A 20,664-nucleotide genomic window follows, 5' to 3' on the forward strand; every position below is an offset into this window, starting at 1 on the left:
TGCCGTCAATGACTTTTTGAATGGCCGTCTGGATTTCCTGCAGGATCTTATTAATATTCTCCGTAGCATCGGCGCTGCTTTGAGCCAGCTTCTGCATTTCCTGGGCCACCACGGCAAAGCCGCGGCCATGAATCCCGGCCCGGGCCGCTTCAATGGATGCATTCAAACTTAACAGCTTCGTTTGGGTGGCAATTCCCCGGCTCATATCCAAAATTTTGCCGGTATCCTTGACCTTCTGGGCCGACTCCTGAGACACTTTGACCACACTGTCCGTGGTCGCCGCCAATTCCTGAGAAGACGCCGATATTTCCTCCACAGCCGCCGCAGCCTGATGCACATTGCCGGAAACCTGCTGAACGGTTTTTTCCACCACCGCTTTCTGGCTCTCCTCGTGCACCCGGGCCGCCACTACCGACGCCGCTACTTGTGCCAATGGCTTAACAATTTCAATCTTTCCGGCTATGCCAAAGCTGCCGATTCTTGTGCCGTCATCGGCAGCGATAAGGCAGTTGTAGCCTTCCTTGACATTCGGATTTTGCGCCGCCTCTTCGGCTGTAACCGCATACTCGTCGGCTTGCCCCGTCACGATTTTCTTCGCGCCGCTGTGGACCTTGCCGATGCGATCCTTGCTGATATTATCCGCAATAAATACGCCATTTTCATTGCAAACACTCATTTGAAAGCCGGTTTTGCCGGATACAAACCGTACTAATTCACTGGCCAATTCGCTGCTAATTTTATAACCAGCCACTCGTACACCTCCTTTTAATAATCGGAAACTCATTCCGCTTCTGACATATTCTGCTTTAATTAATTCCACTATTCTTCCTTAAAATCCTGCCCTGCTCTAAAAAAACTGCATATTCCTGCTGCTACAAACGCCGCAGCGCCGTCTGCTTTATCTTTCGATAAATCAGACGGCGCCTCTCCGGATAAGGCGTCCTGACGACCGCCCCTCCAATATTACTATATGAGGTTTAAAACAAAATATATACTGCTTTATTCCCATAGCTGCTGAATATTGCTGCCAACATAGTAATGTCTTACAATATCAGCGGCCGACCATCCCTGCTGAGCGAAGCTGTAGGCACCCCACTGACACAAGCCGACTCCATTACCCCAGCCCAACCCTTTGAAAGTAAATTCCCGGCCGTCATAGGTCATCTCGGTAATTAACGTGGAGCGGAGGCGGTCAAAACCCAGCTGTTTGCGAAACTCAGCACCATATATCTTTTTATCCCCGGCGCCAATATAGAGAATTCGGCCGGAAGGCCCCCTTCCCAAAATGGAAATATCAGCCGGGTTACCATGATAGCCTACGGCAGAAGCCACTTCCGTTCCGGAAATCTTGGCTGTCCAGCTTTGTTCATTTGCCGGAGCATATTGGAAGCAGTTATCGGTTACCGGCTGAAAGTAAGGCGCCGGAGCCGAAATTTCCCGGGGAAAGCCTTCTTCTTTCGTGGCGGCGATCTGTCCATTGCAGGAACTGTAAATGGCATTGACCAAACTGCCGGCATACAGTAAAACTTGTCCCCTTGTCTGCTTCACTGCCTTCCTGACATTATCATTCACTTTCTGGGGAGCATATGCCTGCAATTCCTCCTTTGATGTACTGACATCAGCGTTATGCAGCCGTTTAATCGTTCCGGCTTCGATAGCATGAACCGTCAGCGTCCGGGAGGCGATAGCCTGAGCCGCAAGCGCTTCCACCGGCCAATCCGGCTCCATCTCCTTGGCGACAACCCCTTCCAGATATTTTTCCAAAGGCATACTCTCCACCGCACCGGACTCTGTCAGATAAACCTTAACGACCGGCTCGCTCTTATACTTTGCCAAATTCAACGGCACTGCTCCCGGTATTGGCGCAATCTGTGCCGGCTGGCTGGGAGCAGGAGCCGGTTCCTGCTGAGCCGGTTCCTGAGGTGCCGGCTTTGAGGCGGGAGGACGCAGTAGTGCATACGCTCCCGTAAAAGCTATTATGGCAATTGCTGCCAGGACTGCGATATTGAAGTTCCGGTTCTTGTGCATTCACTCCCACCTCATTGATAGTATGGAAGTATCTTGCAGTATTTATGCAGGGAAATAGTTCATGGCGCTCATAGCTCATAGCTCATAGCTCATAGCTCATAGCTCATAGCTCATAGCTCATAGCTCATAGCTCATAGCTCATAGCTCATAGCTCATAGCTAAAAAACAACAGGCGCCCGGCTTAGCGGGCGCCTGTTGTTTTTTAGCTAATTTGACTATTTAACGATAACCGAAACTCCGTCGGGAACAACGGTAACGGTGGCATCTTTACCGACAATCTCTTCTGCCAGTTTCATGGCCTCCGGTAAAGTATTCACCGCTTTCATATGCATGTCCTGAATCATCTGATGATCGCACTGATCGGTAACAATAATAATTGTATAGTGAAGCTGAAGTCGTGCCAGAATCTGCGCTTCCCATTGATCCGGCAGAGTATCCTGAGGTTCAATGGCCAGAATCTTATCCATGACTTCCTGAGCGCTCTTGGCTTTGGCAAACCATTCGTAGAAGTCTTTACCGCCGTGCCCGTCGTTGCAGGCGGAACAGATAATAATAACGCCGCCGTCCTTACAGGTAGCTTCGGCAGCCGTCATGCCTTTTACCGACTGGTAAATGTTCTGGTCAAGAGGATAGCCGCCGTTGGAGGTAATGGCGATATCGGCAGGTATTGCCTTTACATTTGCCAGTTCACCGGCAAATTTCGTACCTTCCGCATGAGCTTTTTCCAGATCACCGGCAAACGCTTTAATAATTTTCTTATCGGCATCGATGATTACATTGACGATAAATTTAAGTTTAGCGGTTTTTGCCGCATGGAGCATATCAATGTGAATCGGATTGCCTTCCAGATTGCCGGTTCTGGCTTTATCACTGGCAATAAACCGGGAATTATGATTGGCAAGTACGGTAACTTTGCTGACAACACCCGGCAAAACACTTTTGCGTCCGCCGGAGAAACCGGCAAAGAAATGAGGTTCGATAAATCCTTCCGAAACCAGTAAATCGGCTTCTACTGCCAGCTTGTTGATTATGATATCGCCGCCGGAAGGAAGTTTACCGATATTGACCATAGAATCCGGGTCAAAGGCATTATGAACAACAATTTTCTCTTCCGCCATTATTTTTTCGCCAAACTTGCCCAACAGTTCTTCTTTCGTGGTCGGACGATGAAAGCCGGTAGCGATTAGAATGGTAATATCGGCATCGGGATTCCCGCTGCGAATTTCTGCCAAAATGACCGGCATGATAATTTTGCTGGGAACGGGACGGGTATGGTCACTGGATATAATGACAATTTTGTTTTTCCCTTTTGCCAAATCCCGCAGCCGGGAAGAACCGATCGGATTTTCCAATGCCCGCCTCACTAATTCCGGTTCGCCGGCTTCCGGCTTATAATGATGCGCTTTTGATTCAAGCACCCCCAGCAACCTCGCATCAGGTACTTCGGCATTGATAAAAGTCCTGCTATAAGGAATTTTTACAGTTGCCATAATCAGCCTCCTCAAACTATTCTCATTTTATTATTTTAGACAATAAGACATATAATTCCTTCTCGCTAAAATATTTTTTCTACCTCGCGTTGTTTTTAGTTACAACAAATTTTTCGATCAGCTTAACCGGATGATACGACATTTTCGACCTTCGCAAACCGGGAAGCCCTATATCTTCTTCCCGGTTGATATAAATCATATTCTGCCAGTTATGACGGCAAAACTCCTGATTGATTACCGAAAAAATCCCCTTGATTTCCGGATTGCCTTTTTCCACATGAATCACTGCCATATCCCCGGTAATCGGCTCGCCAAAGGTAAATGCCTCTACTCTGTCATCAATGCGGATCACGCCGCCCTGAAATGCCAGTGCGTCCATATTGGTCAAAGCCCGGCCAATTGCCTGCTTTTCAAAAGTCGCATCCACAGCGCGCCGTCTTTTTTCCCACCAGTCGATCTCGGTAGCCATGCATTGTTCGGCCAGATCCGCCGTAAGGGGCAGATACTCGTACTGGCTGTAGCTTTTTTTAAACTGATTGACATGGTTCTTTTTGCCATGATATTTACGGCCCTTTAGTTCCGTTAAGGCCGGAAGACTGTATACATAATCGGAATCGTCCCGATCAAAGGTGAACTCGAAGCAGCCGGGCTTGGCCGCCTCCAGCAAATCAACCATGAATTTCTCGACGCCCCGCATTACAAAGGATATATTCTTCCCGGCGAAGCAGGCCAATATATTGTCCAGCGCCGCCGGCACTTTGTCGTCAGTACAAAAAGGCGGCAGAAAAAAAGTCTCCTCTTCCCAAGTGGCCTTCACATATAAAACATCCTCTTCCAGCGCCCATTCAATATGGTAAGATGGCTGCCACATAAACAAATTTGTAAAATTATAGTGGGAGTTCTCATAACGTCTCCGTTGAAAACATTTGTCGAATACCGGTTTATCGGTTAATTGAATTTCCTGGAACTTGATATAAACCACTCCCTAAGCCGGTAAATAATCTTACCGGTCTGTGTTTGCTAACTATTTTTACTAACTATTCATTATATATTATATCATTCCTGACAAATTTTCTCCTCTGCTCTGTCGCTTATGACAACGGTTTCCCCTGACCGGCAATCGCCTCCGCCAGTTCATTTAAAACCGTCCAGCGATCCAGCAGTTCCGCCAGCCGGCTTTCCAGCTGTTCCCGAGCCGCCGCCAGTTCCTGCAGCAGTGCAAAATCACTGCCGGCAGTATTCATCTTGCTGTTAACAGCCTGCAGCTCCGCTTCAACCCCGGCGATTATTGTTTCAATCTCGTCGTACTCCTTCTGTTCCTTGAAAGTAAATTTCAGCTGCCGCTGCCGGCTCCTTTCACTGCGGCCGGCAGCTTTACCCTTCTCCGGCTTCTTCTCGATATTTTCATTTGTCTGCCGTTCTTCCAAATAATCGGAATAGCCGCCGATATACTGTTTAATTTCTCCTGCATCAAAAGTAAATAATTTGTCAACTACCCGGTCGAGAAAATAACGGTCATGGGATACGGCAATCACCGCGCCGGAAAAATCATCCAGATAATCTTCCAGAACGGTCAGCGTCTGAATATCCAGATCATTGGTCGGTTCATCCAGGAACAAAACATTAGGTGCAGTCATCAAAATTCGCAGCAAATACAAGCGCCGCTTTTCGCCGCCGGAGCATTTGGCAATGGGCAGCCACTGCAGCTGAGGCGGAAATAAAAACCGTTCCAGCATCTGGGACGCGCTGATCATCTGCCCGTCCGCCGCCGGCAAATAGTTCCCCGCTTCCCGGACATAATCAATCACCCGCAGACCTTCATCCATTTCGCTATTTTCTTGAGTAAAATAGCCAATCTTAACCGTTTGACCAATTGAGACGGCACCTTGATCCGGGGTCAAAAGGCCGGCCAGAATATTCAGCAGCGTCGATTTACCGCTGCCATTGGCGCCAACAATCCCTACCCGATCATGGCGGAGAAGAATATAGCTGAAATCATGGATCAGCTCCTTTTTACCATAAGATTTGGTAATATGACGCAGTTCAATCACATCACGTCCTAACCGGGTGCTGACAGCCGCTAATTCCAGATTATCCTGATTCAAATCCGGTTTGGCGGCCTGCAATTTTTCAAATCGTTCAATCCGTGCCTTTTGTTTAGTGCTGCGAGCCTTCGCACCCCGCTGAATCCAGACGAGTTCTGTTCGCAGCAAATTCTGCCGTTTGCGCTCTGCCGCCTGCTGTAATTCCTCCCGTTCCACTCTCATCTGCAAAAACTTGCTGTAATTGCCGTCATAGCTATACAACCGGCCTTTATCCAGTTCCAGTATCCGATTGGCCGCCCGGTCCAAAAAATAGCGGTCATGAGTCACCATCAGCAGAGCGCCCTGACGCTGTTGCAAATACTGCTCCAGCCAGGCTACGGTGTCATTATCAATATGATTCGTTGGTTCGTCGAGAATCAGCAGCTCAGTCGGCGCAATCAGCGCACCGGCCAGAGCAATCCGTTTGCGCTGGCCGCCGGATAAGTCCCCGACCCGGGCGGAAAAATCAGTAACCCCCAGCTTTGTCAGCACCGTCTTGGCTTCACTTTCCAGCTGCCAGCCGTTGACAGCGTCCATTTGCTGGCTCAGCCGGATTAGAGCGGTTTCCCGTTCCGCATCGTCAGGCCGGCAGACGGCCTCGGCCAAAGCCTTCTCGTAATCCCGCAGCACTGTCATCACCGGTGAAACTCCCCTAAAAACCTGCTCCAGCACCGTGGCCGCGAGGCTGAACTCCGGATTTTGCGGCAAATACTCTACTCTCACCCCGCTGCCCTTGATAACTTGTCCGGCATCAGCCGTCTCCAGACCGGCGATGATTTTCAACAAAGTCGATTTGCCGACGCCATTGACTCCGATCACACCGATTTTATCTCCTTCATCAATACCGAAGGTCAGCTTCTGAAATAAAGTTCTCTCCCCGTAGGCTTTGGTGATATCTTCAATGGAAAGTAAATTCATTTTCTAATCCCTTCTATATTGATAAGTTTGCTGTCACTCCGTCTATCCTTATTATAACCTGTCGTAAGCCGTTTTGAAAATTTTTGACGAAATGCCCGTTTTTATGGCAGGATTTTTTAACATATCATGGTATTTTAATTAAAGATAGGGTATTGCTGTCAAGCACTACCCTCCTCTAAATATTTCGCAATTTTCAAAGCTGTCAGTGATTTACCGACTTAACGGAGGTTATTGATTTATGAAAAAAAGTTTCGAACCCAGTCTACAATCTATCCAGCCACCTGCCCTGCCAGTCAATACCCTCTCCTTTTCCGCCGGGGCTGCCGCTATGGAAAACATCGCCCTGCCGGATCTGATTCCCCTAAAAGAACTGCAGCACCTGCAGGATGTTTACGCCGAAACTGCAGGAATCGCTTCCATCATCACCGCTGTGAACGGCCAGCCCATCACCCGTCCCAGCAATTTTTCCAAGGTCTGTACTATGGTCAGGAGCACCGAAATCGGCGCCCGGAACTGCATGCACTCGGGTAAAATATTAGGCGCTAAAGCCCGCAGTCTGCAGAAACCAACTTATCATCAATGCCTGAGCTGCGGTTTCATCGATGCCAGCGCCCCCATTACTGTCGCCGGTCATCATCTTGCCAACTGGATTATCGGTCAAATTAACCCGGCCAAGGTAAATAAGCAGCAAATCCGGGAATATGCGGTAAAACTCAGTCTTAACCCGGACACTTTGGCCGCAGCATTGGAAGAAATGTCCAGCATGCCGCTGGAGCAATTCGAAAAAAACTTACAGCTGCTTTGGCTGCTGGCCAAAAAGCTATCCACATTGGCCTTTAATAATTGGCTGCTATCCCGAGATAATATAATGCTTTCTCAGGCAGAAAAAGAAATTATGAAACTAAACCAAAATTTGGAGACCAGGGTGCGGGAAGCGGAAGCCGCCAATGCCGAACTGGAAAAAACCTTGGCTAGGCTGCAGGAAACCCAAACCCAGCTGATCCAGCATGAAAGGCTGGCGTCTCTGGGCGGGCTGGTAGCCGGTATCGCCCATGAGATCAATACGCCGGTGGGGACCGGCGTTACGGCTGCTTCCTATTTGGAGCAGGAAACCCGGGCGACAGCAAAACTGTTCGACAGCGGCAAACTAAAAAAATCAGATTTGGCAAACTATCTGGCTAAATCCATGGATGCCGCTCAGATTCTGCTGCTGAATCTAAGACGCGCCTCCGAGCTCATTCTAAGCTTTAAACGGGTGGCCGTCGATCAGTCCAGTGCCTCCCGCCAGCTTTTTAATATTAAAGACTGCATTGACGCAGTGATTTTAAGTTTGCGGCCCAATCTTAAAAAAGTGAGCCATCGGATTATCGTCAATTGCAGTGATCCTCTCTATGTCGACAGCTATCCCGGTGCCTTCTCCCAAATTTTTACCAATCTGATTATGAATTCTCTGATTCATGCCTTTCCCCAAAAACAGCAAGGCACAATCACTATTGATATTATGCTGCAGAAGAATGAATTGTGCCTGCAATACGCTGATGACGGTCAGGGCATCCCGCAGCAGCATCAAGAAAAAATATTCGAGCCCTTTTTCACCACCCGCCGGGGCCAGGGTGGTACAGGCCTGGGACTGCATATTATCTATAATATTGTGACCCAGCAGTTAAAAGGTGAGATCCACTGTCAAAGTGGTGTCAACCAAGGAACCTGCTTCCGTATTACATTACCGATAGAAAACGGGGGTACTCTGCAATGAGCTGTAAAAAAAGCTCCGGCAAACTGGTTGAACCGGAAGACAATACCATTCTTTGGGCAGAAGAATCTTCCGGCGAAGAAGAAGAAATAGAATCAGCCGGCAAAGAAAAATGGAAAATCATGATTATCGACGACGATGAAACAGTTCACAGTGTGACAAAACTGGCACTGCAAAATTTTTCTTTTGAGAACAGGGGGCTGGAATTTATCAGCGGTTATTCCGGCTTCCAGGCTAAAGCCTTAATGAAGAAGCACCCGGATACCGCCATTTTACTGCTGGATGTGGTGATGGAAAATGATGATGCCGGCTTAGCCGTAGTCCGCTGCATCCGCAATGAGCTGAAAAATCCTTTTGTGCGGATCATTTTGCGAACCGGCCAGCCCGGTCAGGCCCCGGAAGAACAGGTGGTCATGAAATATGATATCAACGATTACAAAGAGAAAACGGAATTAACCGCCCGCAAATTATTCACTACCGTAGTCGCGGCCCTCAGAACGTATCGTGACCTGATTACCATTGACGCCAACCGGGAAGGTCTGAAAAAAATCATCGAAGCTTCGGCTTCCATGTTTAAAATCCAGTCCCTGAGTAAATTTGTCTCCGGCGTATTGCTGCAATTAATTTCTTTACTGGGACTGCATAAAAATTCCCTCTATTGCAATACCTCCGGACTGGCAGCCACAAAAAACGACGGCCAGTTTATCATTTTGGCAGCTACCGGCGATTTCGAGATTTATCTGCAAAAAAACATTACGACGGTACTGCCTTCCGCCATCAGGGAAGAACTCACCCAGGTAATGAGTTCCAAACAGAGCATGTTCTTCGGCAACCGGTATATCGGCTACCATCACAGCCATGCCGACTCGGAAAACATTATCTATTTAGAAGGATTCGAAGCTCTGGATCCTCTTTCCCAGGATTTAATTACCGTTTTCTTTAATAATGTGTCCACCGCCTTTGATAACCTGTATCTGAATAATGAACTGGCCAACAACCAAACCGAACTTTTTTTTACCCTGGGAGAAATGGCGGAAACCCGTTCCCGGGAAACGGGCTTTCATATCAAACGGGTAGCCCAGTATTGCAGGCTCTTTGCCGAAAAATACGGGCTGAGTGAAGAAGAAACAAACATGCTGCTGCTGGCCTCTTCCATGCATGACATTGGCAAGCTGGCCATTGAGGATCATATCTTAAAAAAGCCCGGCCGGCTGACAGACGAAGAATACGCCAAAATGAAAGAACATGCGCTGGCCGGTTATCAAATTTTGACATCCTCCAGCCGTCCTTTGCTGCAAACCGCTGCCTTAATCGCCTTGCAGCATCATGAAAAATACGACGGCAGCGGCTATCCCCAAGGGCTTCGCGGCGATGCCATCCATATTTACGGTCGCATTACCGCTATCGCCGATGTTTTCGACGCCTTAAGCAGCGACCGGGTGTATCGCTCCGCCTGGGATTTAGAGCAAGTATATGATTACATTCGCTCCCAAAGCGGCAAACACTTCGATCCCCGGCTGGTGGCAATATTTTTTCAAAACCGGGAGGAATTTCTTACTATCCGGGATCATTCCCCGGAGTAAATCAAATGAACCTCCGGCGCTGCCGGAGGTTCATTTGATGTTGCGGTTTTACAACCGGCTAAATTTTCAATACACCGATCGCATTAAGGAACACAACGACCAACAGCAAGGGAGTTACGTAACGGATAATAAAATAAAACAAAGGCATTATACCGCTGATATTGAGGGTCCCATGATTGGATAGCTCCCGTTCCAAGTCTTCCCGCTTAATACCGTAGCCAATGAGCAAAGAAATCAACAACCCGCCAACCGGCAGCAGGATGTTGGACGAAAGGTAGTCAAACCAGTCAAAAAATCCTCTGCCTAAGAAGGTGCAGCTGCCCAAAATGCTTCCCTTGTCGGCTGACAAGGTAGCCAGAACCCCGATAACCGCAATGAAAATAGCACTGCTAATAGCCGCTTTCTTCCGGGACAGCCCCCATTCCTCGGAAAAATAGGCTACGGGCACTTCCACCAGCGACAACATTGCCGTAGTAGCAGCAATCGAGGTTAAGAAGAAAAAAGCAACCAGTAATATATTTCCTAAAGGCATCTGGGAAAATACCAAAGGAATCGTCATAAACAGCAGTCCCGGACCGGCACCCGGCTCCATGCCAAAAGAAAATACGGTCGGAAAAATTGCAATACCGGCAAGCAAAGATACTACCGTATCCGATAAAGCCACTTTTGCCCCGGTGGCAAAGAGATTATTGTCAGCGGTAAAATAACTGCCGTAAGTTATCATTGTCCCCATTCCCAGGGACAGCTTGAAAAATGCCAGACCCAAAGCGGTAAGTATTGCCACTGCCGACAATTTGGTAAAATCAACCTGAAATAAGAAGTTTACACCTTCACCGGCGCCCGGCAGCGTCAAGGCCCGGATATCGCAAATTACAATTAAAATAAACAATAAAGGCATCAGTGTCGTGGTTATTTTTTCAATTCCCCGTTTAACTCCGGCAGCCAAAATGGCCGCAACCACCGTCATGACGATAACCTGCCAAAGAATTGGCGACATCGGTCCGATAATTACGTCACCAAACTGGCTTTTGGCAGTTTCCATGGTAATGCCGACAAAGTCGCCTTGCAGCGCTTTAAATAAATAAAAATACACCCAGCCGGCTACGCAGCTGTAAAAGAACATAATCAGATAAGACGCCGCCACACCCATTGTACCGATATGCTTCCAGGCGCTGCCCGGTTTTAATTGTTTTAAAGCGCCAATGGCATTTTTCCTGGTTGTTCGGCCGATATAAAATTCGCTTAACATAACCGGCAAGCCCACAAACAAAATACACAGCAGGTATACCAGCAAAAATGCTCCGCCGCCATACTCGCCGGTTAGATAAGGGAACTTCCAAATATTACCTAATCCTACAGCGGATCCCAGCGTAGCAAAAAACACGGCTAACCCGGAAGAAAATCCTTCCCGTTTCTTTGGTTCCATTTCCAAATACATCATCTCCTATACTGTTACCGCTATTACTGAAAATATCTGACCCCGGCGGTGAATATTCGCTGATCCTTGCTGCCGGGAATGTTTTTCGCCACATGCAGGCCGATCCGTTCCGAATGCCCCATCTTGCCCAGCACCCGGCCATCCGGACTGGTGATTCCTTCAATCGCCGCCATGGATCCGTTGGAATTAAACCGGACATCGTTGCTGGGGCGCCCTGTCAAATCCACATACTGAGTGGCAATTTGTCCGTTCTCTGCCAAAGCAGCGATCACTTCCGGCTCTGCGACAAACCGTCCTTCGCCATGGGAAAGAGCGACAGTATGAATATCGCCGACTGCTGCCTGATTAAACCAGGGAGAAAGATTGGACACGATCCGGGTCTGTGCCATACAGGATACATGCCGGCCTATCTTATTATAGGTTAAGGTAGGAGATGCCGCTGTCAAATCAACGATTTCGCCATAGGGTACCAACCCCAGCTTAATCAGTGCCTGAAACCCATTGCAAATGCCCAGCATCAAGCCGTCCCGCCGCTGTAACAACCGGTGAACGGCTTCCTTGATTTTAGGATTGCGGAACATCGTGGCAATGAATTTACCGGACCCGTCCGGTTCATCCCCGGCACTAAAACCACCCGGCAGCATAACAATCTGTGCTGTTTCGATGCCCCGGGCAATAGCGTCAATCGACTCTTCCACGGCTGCTGCCGATCCATTCCGGACAATCAGCGTTTCCACTGTTCCACCCGCCTGCTCAAACGCCCGGGCGGAATCATATTCGCAATTTGTGCCCGGAAACACAGGAATAAAGACACGGGGCTTCACCGCCGTTACCGCCGGGGTTCCTGATTTAGAGCGGTAATAAGACTGTACTTCCGGATGTTCAACCACCTTTTCCGTCTGCGTCGGAAATACTTTTTCCAGCGGCTGTTCCCAGGCGCAGAAAGCCCGGTGCAAATCAATAAAACAGTCATTAATTTCAATAACCGGCTGCTGCTGAGTATGTCCCAGCAAAACATACTTTATATCGCCAAACAAAGCGGGAACATCATCGTTGCCAGGAATTTCCAGCAATAGCGAACCGTAATCCGCTGTAAACAACCGCTCCGCTTCTACCGTCCGGCAGGCTTTCATCCCCAACCGGTTGCCAAAGGCCATTTTGCTGATGGCTGCGGCAATACCGCCTGTTTTTACCGTCGCCGCCGACAGCACCTTCCCGGCTGCTGTCAGAGCTGTCACAGCAGCATAATTCTGCCTGAGCATAGCAAAATCAGGCAATTCATTTTCATCCCGGCTAAGAGGCACCAGTACCACCTGACTGCCGGCCTGTTTGAATTCCGGTGATTGTATCACAGCGGCATCTGCCACCGCCACTGCAAAAGCCACCAACGTAGGCGGTACATCCCGATCCATAAAAGTACCTGACATGCTGTCCTTGCCGCCGATGGCAGGAATCCCCAGCTGCTGCTCCGCATAGAAGGCTCCCAGCAAGGCGCTGAAGGGTTGTCCCCATTTGACTTCATCTTGTCCCAGCTTGCCGAAGTATTCTTGCAGCGTAAGCCGGATGTGCCGATAATCGCCGCCCATAGCTACCAGTTTGGCTGCGGCTTCAACGATGGCATAAACAGCACCGTGAAAAGGGCTCCATTTGGCAAGCTGAGGATTATAGCCATAGGTCATGATCGTCGCCGTACTGGTTTCCCCTTTGAGCAGCGGAATTTTGGCGGCCATTCCTTCTGCCGGAGTCGCCTGGTATTGGCCGCCGAAAGGCAGCAAAACCGTCCCGGCGCCAATAGTGCTGTCGAACCGTTCCACCAAGCCTTTTTGGCTGCAGACATTCAAATCCTGCAAATTGGTCAGCCAGGCTTGGGTCAAATCCGGTAGAACCTGTTTGACTGCCGGAGTAAAGCTATGAAAAAAATTCCGATTTTCAGCCGGCGCTGTTACTTTTACCTTGGTAACCTGCTGCACTCCGTTAGTATTGAGAAAATCGCGGCTTAAATCCACAATGCTTTTCCCCCGCCAGAGCATTTTCAGCCGATGATCGTCTGTCACCGTGGCTACCAGAGTGGCTTCCAGATTTTCCTCATCGGCATAACGAATAAACGCCGCGGTGTTTTCCCTGGCAATAACCACCGACATCCGCTCCTGGGATTCGGAAATGGCCAGTTCGGTACCATCCAAGCCTTCATATTTTTTCGGTACGGCGTCCAAATCAATCACCAGGCTGTCGGTTAATTCCCCGATAGACACCGATACACCGCCGGCGCCAAAATCATTGCAGCGTTTAATCATGGTACTGACCTTAGGATTGCGGAACAAACGCTGCAGCTTCCGTTCTGTCGGCGGATTGCCTTTCTGCACTTCAGCCCCGCAGGTGGCTAACGAATCGGCGGTATGTTCTTTGGAGGAGCCGGTAGCCCCACCGCAGCCGTCCCGTCCCGTACGGCCGCCCAGCAAGATAATCGCATCCCCGGGAAGGGGAGTCGCTCTGACCACATTTCGCCGCGGCACCGCCGCAATGACAGCGCCGATTTCCATGCGTTTCGCCACAAAATCCTCGTCATACACTTCCGCCACCTGCCCGGTCGCCAGGCCGATTTGATTGCCATAAGAACTATAGCCGGCAGCAGCACCCAGGGTAATCTTTCGCTGAGGCAGCTTGCCCGGCAAAGTTGCCTCGATCGGCGTACGGGGATCGGCACTGCCGGTTATCCGCATAGCCTGATAAACATAGGATCTGCCGGACAAGGGGTCGCGAATGGCCCCGCCCAGACAGGTTGCCGCCCCGCCGAAAGGCTCAATTTCCGTAGGATGGTTATGAGTTTCGTTTTTAAACATAACCAGCCAGTCTTCTAATTTTCCGTCTATCGCCACCGGAACCACAATACTGCAGGCGTTGATTTCCTCCGATTCATCCAAATCCGGCAGCTGCCCCTTCCGGCGTAATTCTTTCATCGCCAGCACTGCGATATCCATCAGGCAGATATCCTTCGGTTTGGCGCCATACACCTGGTCGCGGGATTCGCAATACCGCCGGTAGGCCTCTTCCGCCGGCGACGTAAACCGGCCCGGTTCGATATCAACATTTTCAATTTTTGTAAAAAAAGTAGTATGACGGCAATGATCTGACCAATAGGTATCAATGACCCGAATTTCGGTAATAGTAGGATCCCGCCGCTCCGTATCCCGAAAATAGGCCTGACAGAACTCCAAATCGGCAAAACTCATAGCCAGTCCCATACCGTCTAGCAATTGCTGCAGTTCTGCTGCCGTTTTGCCGATAAAGCCGTCTAAAACAGCCACATCCGCCGGAATCACCGCTGCCGATTCCAGCGTATCCGGCTTGTCCAGGGATGATTCCCGGGCTTCGACCGGATTGATGCAGTATGCCTTAATTTTTGCCAATTGGCCGTCATCAATTGGACCTCTAAGCACAATCACTTTCGCCGATAAAATAACCGGCCGTTCTTTTTGCGTCAGGATCTGAACACACTGCGCCGCCGAATCGGCCCGCTGATCATACTGCCCCGGTAAATATTCGACGGCAAATACCGTTTCATCCGGCGCTGCCGTCATTTTTTCATCATAGACCGTATCTACCGCAGGTTCAGAAAAAATAATGCTGCGGGATTGCCGATACTCCGCCTCGGTAATCCCGGCAATGTCATAGCGGTGAATCACTCTCACCGCCTGTAAGCCGGTAATCCCCAAGTTTTCTTTTAAGTCATTATATAAGCCGCGAGCTTCTCCGTCAAATCCGGGGCGCTTTTCCACAAAGATCCTTCTAACTTCCTGCCTCATGCTTCAGCCTCCTTAAGTCTGGGTACGTTATACTTTGGGAATATTCCGTCCGGCAAAAATTTCAGCCATTTCCTTCTTTAACCGCTGCTTGATTTTCTTTTTTTCACCGGGCAGCAGTTCCTTTTTAGCGGTACCGAACAAATAATTGTCCAAATCGAATTCTTTCAAAATCATCTTTGTATGAAAAATATTTTCCTGATAAACATTCACATCAATCATCTGATACAATTCGTGAGTTTCCGGCGCGATATAATTCTGGATAGAATTGATCTTGTGATCGATATAGAACTTCTTGCCTTTCACATCTCTGGTAAAGCCACGAACCCGGTAATCAATAATAACAATATCCGCGCTAAAACTGTTAATCAAGTAATTCAGCGCCTTCAGCGGTGAAATAGCACCGCAGGTGGATACATCAATATCGGCCCGGAAGGTGCTGATTCCTTTATCCGGATGGCTTTCCGGATAAGTATGTACCGTAATGTGACTTTTATCCAAATGAGCGACGACAGCATCGGACTGTGGTTCATTAGAAACCTCCGCCCCTGTGGCTTTAGTATCCGCCACTGACTCCTCTGAAATCAGCATCGTCACACTGGCCCCCTGGGGATCATAATCCTGTTTGGCAATATTCAGGATATTAGCGCCGATAATATGAGCCACTTCTTCCAAAATACCGGTCAGCCGGTCGGCATTGTATTCCTCATCAATATATTCGATATAATCTTGACGGTGCTGCGGGCTTTTAGCATAGCAAATATCATACATATTAAAGCTGAGGGTTTTGGTTAAATTATTGAAACCATATAGTTTGAGCTTCTTAATTGACTTAATTTCCATCTGACTCTCCTTGCTCCTGTACGTTTTTGACCACCATTATAAATATACTACAATATCGGGATGATATTCTACCGTCAGCAGCATTGATCTGCAAAAAATATGTCGAAAAGCACAGGATATTTCAATAAAAAAACGCCAAACCGCCTAGGCGGTGCAATGGCGCTTCTTATTTCGTAAACAAAGCAGTAAATTTCTTCTACAATTTACCAGCCGCTAAAATCAAGTTCAATTTACCGAAGGACAGGCGAATGGAAATCCGGTACCCCTTTCGCAAAGAAAGCTTCTCTTCCCGTAAAATCTGCTGTGGCTGCAAATCCAAATCGACTCCTTGGTCAGAAGCATTAACACAAAAAATTCCATTGATCACATTTAAAAATTCGGCGACACTATCAAGCGCCAAATCATCCAGCACCATAAGCTCCTCACCGCTATAGCGGCGCGCTATTCCCAGCAGGGTAGCTTCATCTGCCGTCAACCCGGTAAAGAGTTCCATCTCACCGTAAACCGCCTGGGATACCAGCCGATCAAGAACCACGCTGTCCAGCGCATCGGCATTCATCAGCAAGGGATCCTCATTTAAAAAGCGTATGATATTACGCAGCAGCAGTGCCACATATTTATGATAAACTTCCCCCATGGCCCCGGCGAAAAAAAAGTCCAGCAACGCCTGGCTGATATCATTATAATCTGACACTTGCAGCGATTGCCACTGTTGAGCGGCAAGCCCGCTCTGTTCCTTGAATTTTATCAGCACTTGCTCCAGCTCACTTAAGTTAAGGTACCCTAAATCAACAATAGCCTGACTCAATGTCAGCTGCCGGCGCTGCTGAACTTCCAGCAATTCTTCCATCTGCTTCAAGGTTAAATAGCCCTGTTCAATCGCCAGCTCGCCAAACCGTTTATCCTTTGTTCGCTGCAAATCATGCACTTGTTCCACCTGACTGGCCGTCATAATTCCTGCATTCACAGCCAGCACACCCAGCTTCAACCGCACGGCCCGTTCATGCGTCAGCACTTCCGTCAGTTGTTCTGCCGTTAAAATCCCCTGGTTAAACAAATATTGACCGAAATATTGATTAAACATGTTCGACCTCCACCCTAATGTTAACTTACCATTTACCAGCAGTCCGGTTTATTGATCCAGTGATGCAATAACTTTCGCAATTTGTTCTGACTTATAAGGCTTTTGGATGAAGTCGTATGCCCCATTTTTTAAGGCTTGGATCAATTTAGCGGATGTACCGGTAGAAGACAGCATGACCACCTTGGCAGCAGCATCATATTCCCTGATATTCTTTAAGGCCTCCAAGCCATCTGCTTCCGGCATAATAATATCCATAAAGACAATTTTCGGCCGGCACTGTTTATAAACATTTACCGCCTCAATCCCATTGGCCGCCTCAAAAACCTCACAGTCCATACCCACTAACATGTCTTTTAGTTTTTTTCGTACCAACATGGAATCATCACAAATCAATACTGTATTTTTTTTAGCTTCCATTTAATTCCGCCGTCTCCTTCCAAACCCTTCGGTCCATTTTTTCGCTAAATTACATTCTTTGACAAGTTCGACACATTATTCTAAAATCCTCTTGTCAAAAAATCCAAAAATGTAAAGGAAATTAACAAATAAGCGCGAATTTTATATAATGAAGTTGATATTCCGATAACGACTTTCCGGAGGATACCATGCAGCGAATTTCCATATCTCATCTAAAACCCGGCATGACGCTGAGCCGCAATATATTCAGTGCCGACGGTCTGCTACTGCTCAATGTCGGCATCAAACTCACCCGGAACTATATTAGCCGTCTAAAGAAGCTGGGCATTGCCTCGGTGTATGTCGACAATCCCTTACTGACTGATATCGAAGCACCCGAAATCATTCAGGAAGAAACAAGGGTAAAGGCCATCGCCACAGTAAAGCAATCCTTTAGCAAACTCCAAACCGTATGTCGAATTGATATTGGCGAACTCCAGCAAGTGGCTAACCGGATTGTGGATGAAGCCATTCAAAACCGCCATACCATGGTGCACCTGACCGATATTCGCACTCATGACGATTATACCTTCGGTCATTCAGTGAATGTCTGTGTACTGGCAGTTGTTACCGGCCTGCACCTTGGTTATCATACCGATCAGCTCCGAACCCTGGCTCTCGGCGCCATGCTCCATGATGTTGGAAAATTGTCCGTACCGTTGGAAATCTTAAATAAACCGGGCCGGTTAACCGAGGACGAAATGTCAATCATGAAACAGCATTCCGGCTATGGCTTTTCCATCTTGCAGCAGCAAACTGATTCGATTCCGCTACTGGCTGCCCATATCGCTTTTCAACACCATGAAAAATTTAACGGCACCGGTTATCCCCGCTGTCTGCAAGGTGACGATATTCATGAATTTGCCCGTATTGTGGCTATTGCCGACGTATATGACGCCCTCACTGCCGATCGTCCTTATCGTAAATGCCTGCCCCCTCACCAAGCGTATGAATGGATTATGGTTTTAACCGGTCAGCATTTCGACCCTTACATCTTGTCCGTCTTTCTCAGTCATATCGCCGCTTATCCCGTTGGCACTTTTGTCCGATTAACCAGTGGTGAAATCGGCATCGTAACTAAAGTTTTACCTAAACTTTCCACAAGGCCCCAGCTCCGCATACTCACTGATTCATCCGGTCAATTTTTGTCCCAGCCGGCAGAACTGAATATGCTGGAGCATTTAACTTTATTTATCGACAAAGTGCTGACCGATAAGGAAGTCTATGCTTTGCAATCCCAAATTTCCGGAGACATAGCTCATAGCTCATAAAAAAAACGCTTGAGATTAATCTCAAGCGTTTTTACTATTATTTTGCCTCCTCTTTCGGATCGATGATAGCGATATCGCCTTCTTCGCCGGTCCGGATTCGAACCGCATTTTCGATGGGATAAACAAATATTTTTCCGTCGCCGACTTTCCCGGTGCGAAGTACCCGTTTAGCCGTTTCAATCACTTTCTCTACCGGTATTTCGCAGACTACCGTTTCCACCTTTATCCCCGGAAGCAGGTTGATGGTGTATTCCCGGCCGCGATAGACTTCGGTATGCCCTTTCGTTAAGCCGCAGCCAAACACCTGACTTACCGTCATACCGGCGACACCAATTTCATTTAACGCTTCTTTCAGTTCTTCCAGCTTCCCCGGCCGGGTAATAATTTCGATTTTAGTAATCTTACGCATGATTTAACCTCCCACACCGATTATGAAATGTATTTCAAACGATCCGCGGTTCGGTAACCGTCGTTTCATCCGGAGCAATCAAGGCATGACCAACAGGAGAACCGGTAACCAAATCCTGATATGCATAACCGCGTTCACCGTGTTCGCTCAAGTCGAGACCGGTGGACTCATCCGCTTCGTCGGCCCGTACTTTCATAAACAAGCTTAATCCTTTGATGATTATGAAGGTCATCACTGCGGCAAAAATCCAGCTGGCCGCTACAGCAATCAATTGGGTCGTTAACTGTTCCGGATTACCGAAGAACAAACCGTCGCCGCCGGCCGGATTAACTGCTTTCGAAGCAAACAATCCTGTTGCGATAGCACCCCAGGTACCACCAATACCGTGAACACCAAAAGCATCCAGCGAGTCATCATAGCCAAATTTTTGTTTCATAACCGCTACCGCAGTATAGCAGATCACGCCGGCCAATAAACCGATAATCACGGAAGGCACCGTGCTGACAAAGCCGGAAGCGGGAGTAATGGCTACCAAGCCGGCAACACAGCCGCTGGCGGCACCAAGCACAGTTGGTTTACCGTTATGGAGCCATTCGGTAAATACCCAGGAAACAGCAGCTGCGGCTGCGGCCGTATTCGTTACTACAAAGGCACTGGCGGCTAATCCATTTGCTCCCAAAGCACTACCGGCATTAAAGCCGAACCAGCCAAACCACAACAGCGCCGCCCCTAAAACCGTCATCGGTAAATGATGCGGCAGCATCGGGCGGCTGCCGTAACCACTGCGCTTGCCCAGCATAATGCAGGCAACCAAGCCGGAAACCCCTGACAACATATGAACCACAGTACCACCGGCGAAGTCTAAAGCTCCTAAATCACGAAGCCAGCCGCCAACACCCCAAATCCAATGAGCGAAAGGATCATAAACTACAGTTACCCAAACTAAGGTAAAGGCTACAAAAGCCGGAAAACGCATTCTTTCAGCAAAAGAACCGGTAATCAGTGCCGGAGTAATTACGGCGAACATCGCCTGGAATATCATAAATGCCAAATGCGGAATAGTTGCGGCATAGTCAGCGTTTGCTTCCTGTCCCACTCCGTTTAGTCCCAGCCAATCCAGTCCACCGATAAAATGATTCACATCAGGACCAAAAGCCAGAGTATAACCCCAAAGTACCCATTGAACGGAAATAAGTGCTACAATAAAAAAGCTTTGCATAATCGTGCTTAAAGCATTTTTGGTACGAACCATACCACCATAAAAGAAAGCCAGACCCGGAGTCATAATCATAACCAAAGCGGCGCTGACAAGAACAAATGCAGTATCACCGGAATCAATTTTTACCGCTTCTGCCACAGCTGCTTCTGCCGTTCCATCATCAGCAAAGGCGAGCGGTGCTGCCAACAGCATCAGCATCAAACATAATCCCAAGACGGCCCATCGTTTTTTCATCTCAATCCCTTCCTTTTCTTGCTTAATTTTGGTTGCGGTGCTTTGTGAATCACT

Annotated in this window: 15 protein-coding genes; 3 read left to right on the top strand and 12 right to left on the bottom strand. The window is 48.4% G+C overall.

Annotated features, from left to right (window positions below):
- The 5 genes from ABFC84_03675 to ABFC84_03695 form a co-directional block, all read right to left on the bottom strand.
- Window positions 1-751, bottom strand: a 751-nt coding sequence (locus ABFC84_03675; GenBank protein ID MEN6411851.1) for a methyl-accepting chemotaxis protein, incomplete at its 3' end; no start/stop codon positions are given.
- Between the two features lie 248 nt (window positions 752-999).
- Window positions 1,000-2,028, bottom strand: a complete 1,029-nt coding sequence (locus tag ABFC84_03680) for a SpoIID/LytB domain-containing protein (GenBank protein ID MEN6411852.1) — start codon at window positions 2,026-2,028, stop codon at window positions 1,000-1,002.
- Between the two features lie 215 nt (window positions 2,029-2,243).
- Complete coding sequence (gene larA / locus ABFC84_03685) at window positions 2,244-3,518, bottom strand: nickel-dependent lactate racemase (protein ID MEN6411853.1); 1,275 nt, start codon at window positions 3,516-3,518, stop codon at window positions 2,244-2,246.
- Window positions 3,519-3,597: 79 nt separating this feature from the next.
- Window positions 3,598-4,500, bottom strand: a complete 903-nt coding sequence (locus ABFC84_03690) for a phosphatidylglycerol lysyltransferase domain-containing protein (protein ID MEN6411854.1) — start codon at window positions 4,498-4,500, stop codon at window positions 3,598-3,600.
- Between the two features lie 109 nt (window positions 4,501-4,609).
- Window positions 4,610-6,520, bottom strand: coding sequence for an ABC-F family ATP-binding cassette domain-containing protein (locus ABFC84_03695; protein MEN6411855.1), 1,911 nt, complete (start codon window positions 6,518-6,520; stop codon window positions 4,610-4,612).
- Window positions 6,521-6,758: 238 nt separating this feature from the next.
- Here ABFC84_03695 and ABFC84_03700 point away from each other — a divergent pair, with 238 nt between their 5' ends.
- Together ABFC84_03700 and ABFC84_03705 are read left to right on the top strand one after the other, a co-directional pair.
- Window positions 6,759-8,276 carry a PocR ligand-binding domain-containing protein gene (locus ABFC84_03700; protein MEN6411856.1) on the top strand — a complete coding sequence of 506 codons (1,518 nt, stop codon included), beginning with the start codon at window positions 6,759-6,761 and terminating at the stop codon, window positions 8,274-8,276.
- Window positions 8,273-9,856, top strand: coding sequence for a DUF3369 domain-containing protein (locus tag ABFC84_03705; GenBank protein ID MEN6411857.1), 1,584 nt, complete (start codon window positions 8,273-8,275; stop codon window positions 9,854-9,856). The genes ABFC84_03700 and ABFC84_03705 overlap by 4 nt, the downstream gene beginning before the upstream one ends.
- Window positions 9,857-9,914: 58 nt before the next feature.
- Here the strand turns inward: ABFC84_03705 and ABFC84_03710 are convergent, their stop codons facing one another.
- The 5 genes from ABFC84_03710 to ABFC84_03730 all read right to left on the bottom strand — a co-directional run bounded on the left by ABFC84_03710 (window position 9,915) and on the right by ABFC84_03730 (window position 17,438).
- Window positions 9,915-11,282, bottom strand: a complete 1,368-nt coding sequence (locus ABFC84_03710) for a sodium-dependent transporter (protein ID MEN6411858.1) — start codon at window positions 11,280-11,282, stop codon at window positions 9,915-9,917.
- 35 nt (window positions 11,283-11,317) lie between these two features.
- Window positions 11,318-15,097, bottom strand: a complete 3,780-nt coding sequence (locus tag ABFC84_03715) for a phosphoribosylformylglycinamidine synthase (protein MEN6411859.1) — start codon at window positions 15,095-15,097, stop codon at window positions 11,318-11,320.
- Between the two features lie 27 nt (window positions 15,098-15,124).
- The gene (speD, locus tag ABFC84_03720) at window positions 15,125-15,937 is read right to left on the bottom strand and encodes an adenosylmethionine decarboxylase (GenBank protein ID MEN6411860.1); all 813 of its coding nucleotides are present in this window, start codon (window positions 15,935-15,937) and stop codon (window positions 15,125-15,127) included.
- A gap of 196 nt (window positions 15,938-16,133) precedes the next feature.
- Window positions 16,134-17,021: a hypothetical protein gene (locus ABFC84_03725; protein MEN6411861.1), complete on the bottom strand. Its 888-nt coding sequence runs from the start codon at window positions 17,019-17,021 to the stop codon at window positions 16,134-16,136.
- A 48-nt stretch (window positions 17,022-17,069) separates the two neighbouring features.
- On the bottom strand, window positions 17,070-17,438 hold the full coding sequence (locus ABFC84_03730; protein ID MEN6411862.1) for a response regulator: 369 nt from the start codon (window positions 17,436-17,438) through the stop codon (window positions 17,070-17,072).
- Window positions 17,439-17,626: 188 nt separating this feature from the next.
- Here ABFC84_03730 and ABFC84_03735 point away from each other — a divergent pair, with 188 nt between their 5' ends.
- A complete protein-coding gene (locus ABFC84_03735) occupies window positions 17,627-18,748 on the top strand; it encodes an HD-GYP domain-containing protein (protein MEN6411863.1) in 1,122 nt (373 codons plus the stop codon).
- Between the two features lie 37 nt (window positions 18,749-18,785).
- On the opposite strand, the gene ABFC84_03740 is transcribed toward ABFC84_03735, so the two are convergent.
- The gene (locus ABFC84_03740) at window positions 18,786-19,148 is read right to left on the bottom strand and encodes a P-II family nitrogen regulator (GenBank protein MEN6411864.1); all 363 of its coding nucleotides are present in this window, start codon (window positions 19,146-19,148) and stop codon (window positions 18,786-18,788) included.
- Between the two features lie 43 nt (window positions 19,149-19,191).
- Window positions 19,192-20,610: an ammonium transporter gene (locus ABFC84_03745; GenBank protein ID MEN6411865.1), complete on the bottom strand. Its 1,419-nt coding sequence runs from the start codon at window positions 20,608-20,610 to the stop codon at window positions 19,192-19,194.
- Window positions 20,611-20,664: the final 54 nt, after the last annotated feature.

Source organism: Veillonellales bacterium (genome assembly GCA_039680175.1).
In the GTDB taxonomy this organism is placed as follows: Bacteria; Bacillota; Negativicutes; order JAAYSF01; family JAAYSF01; genus JBDKTO01.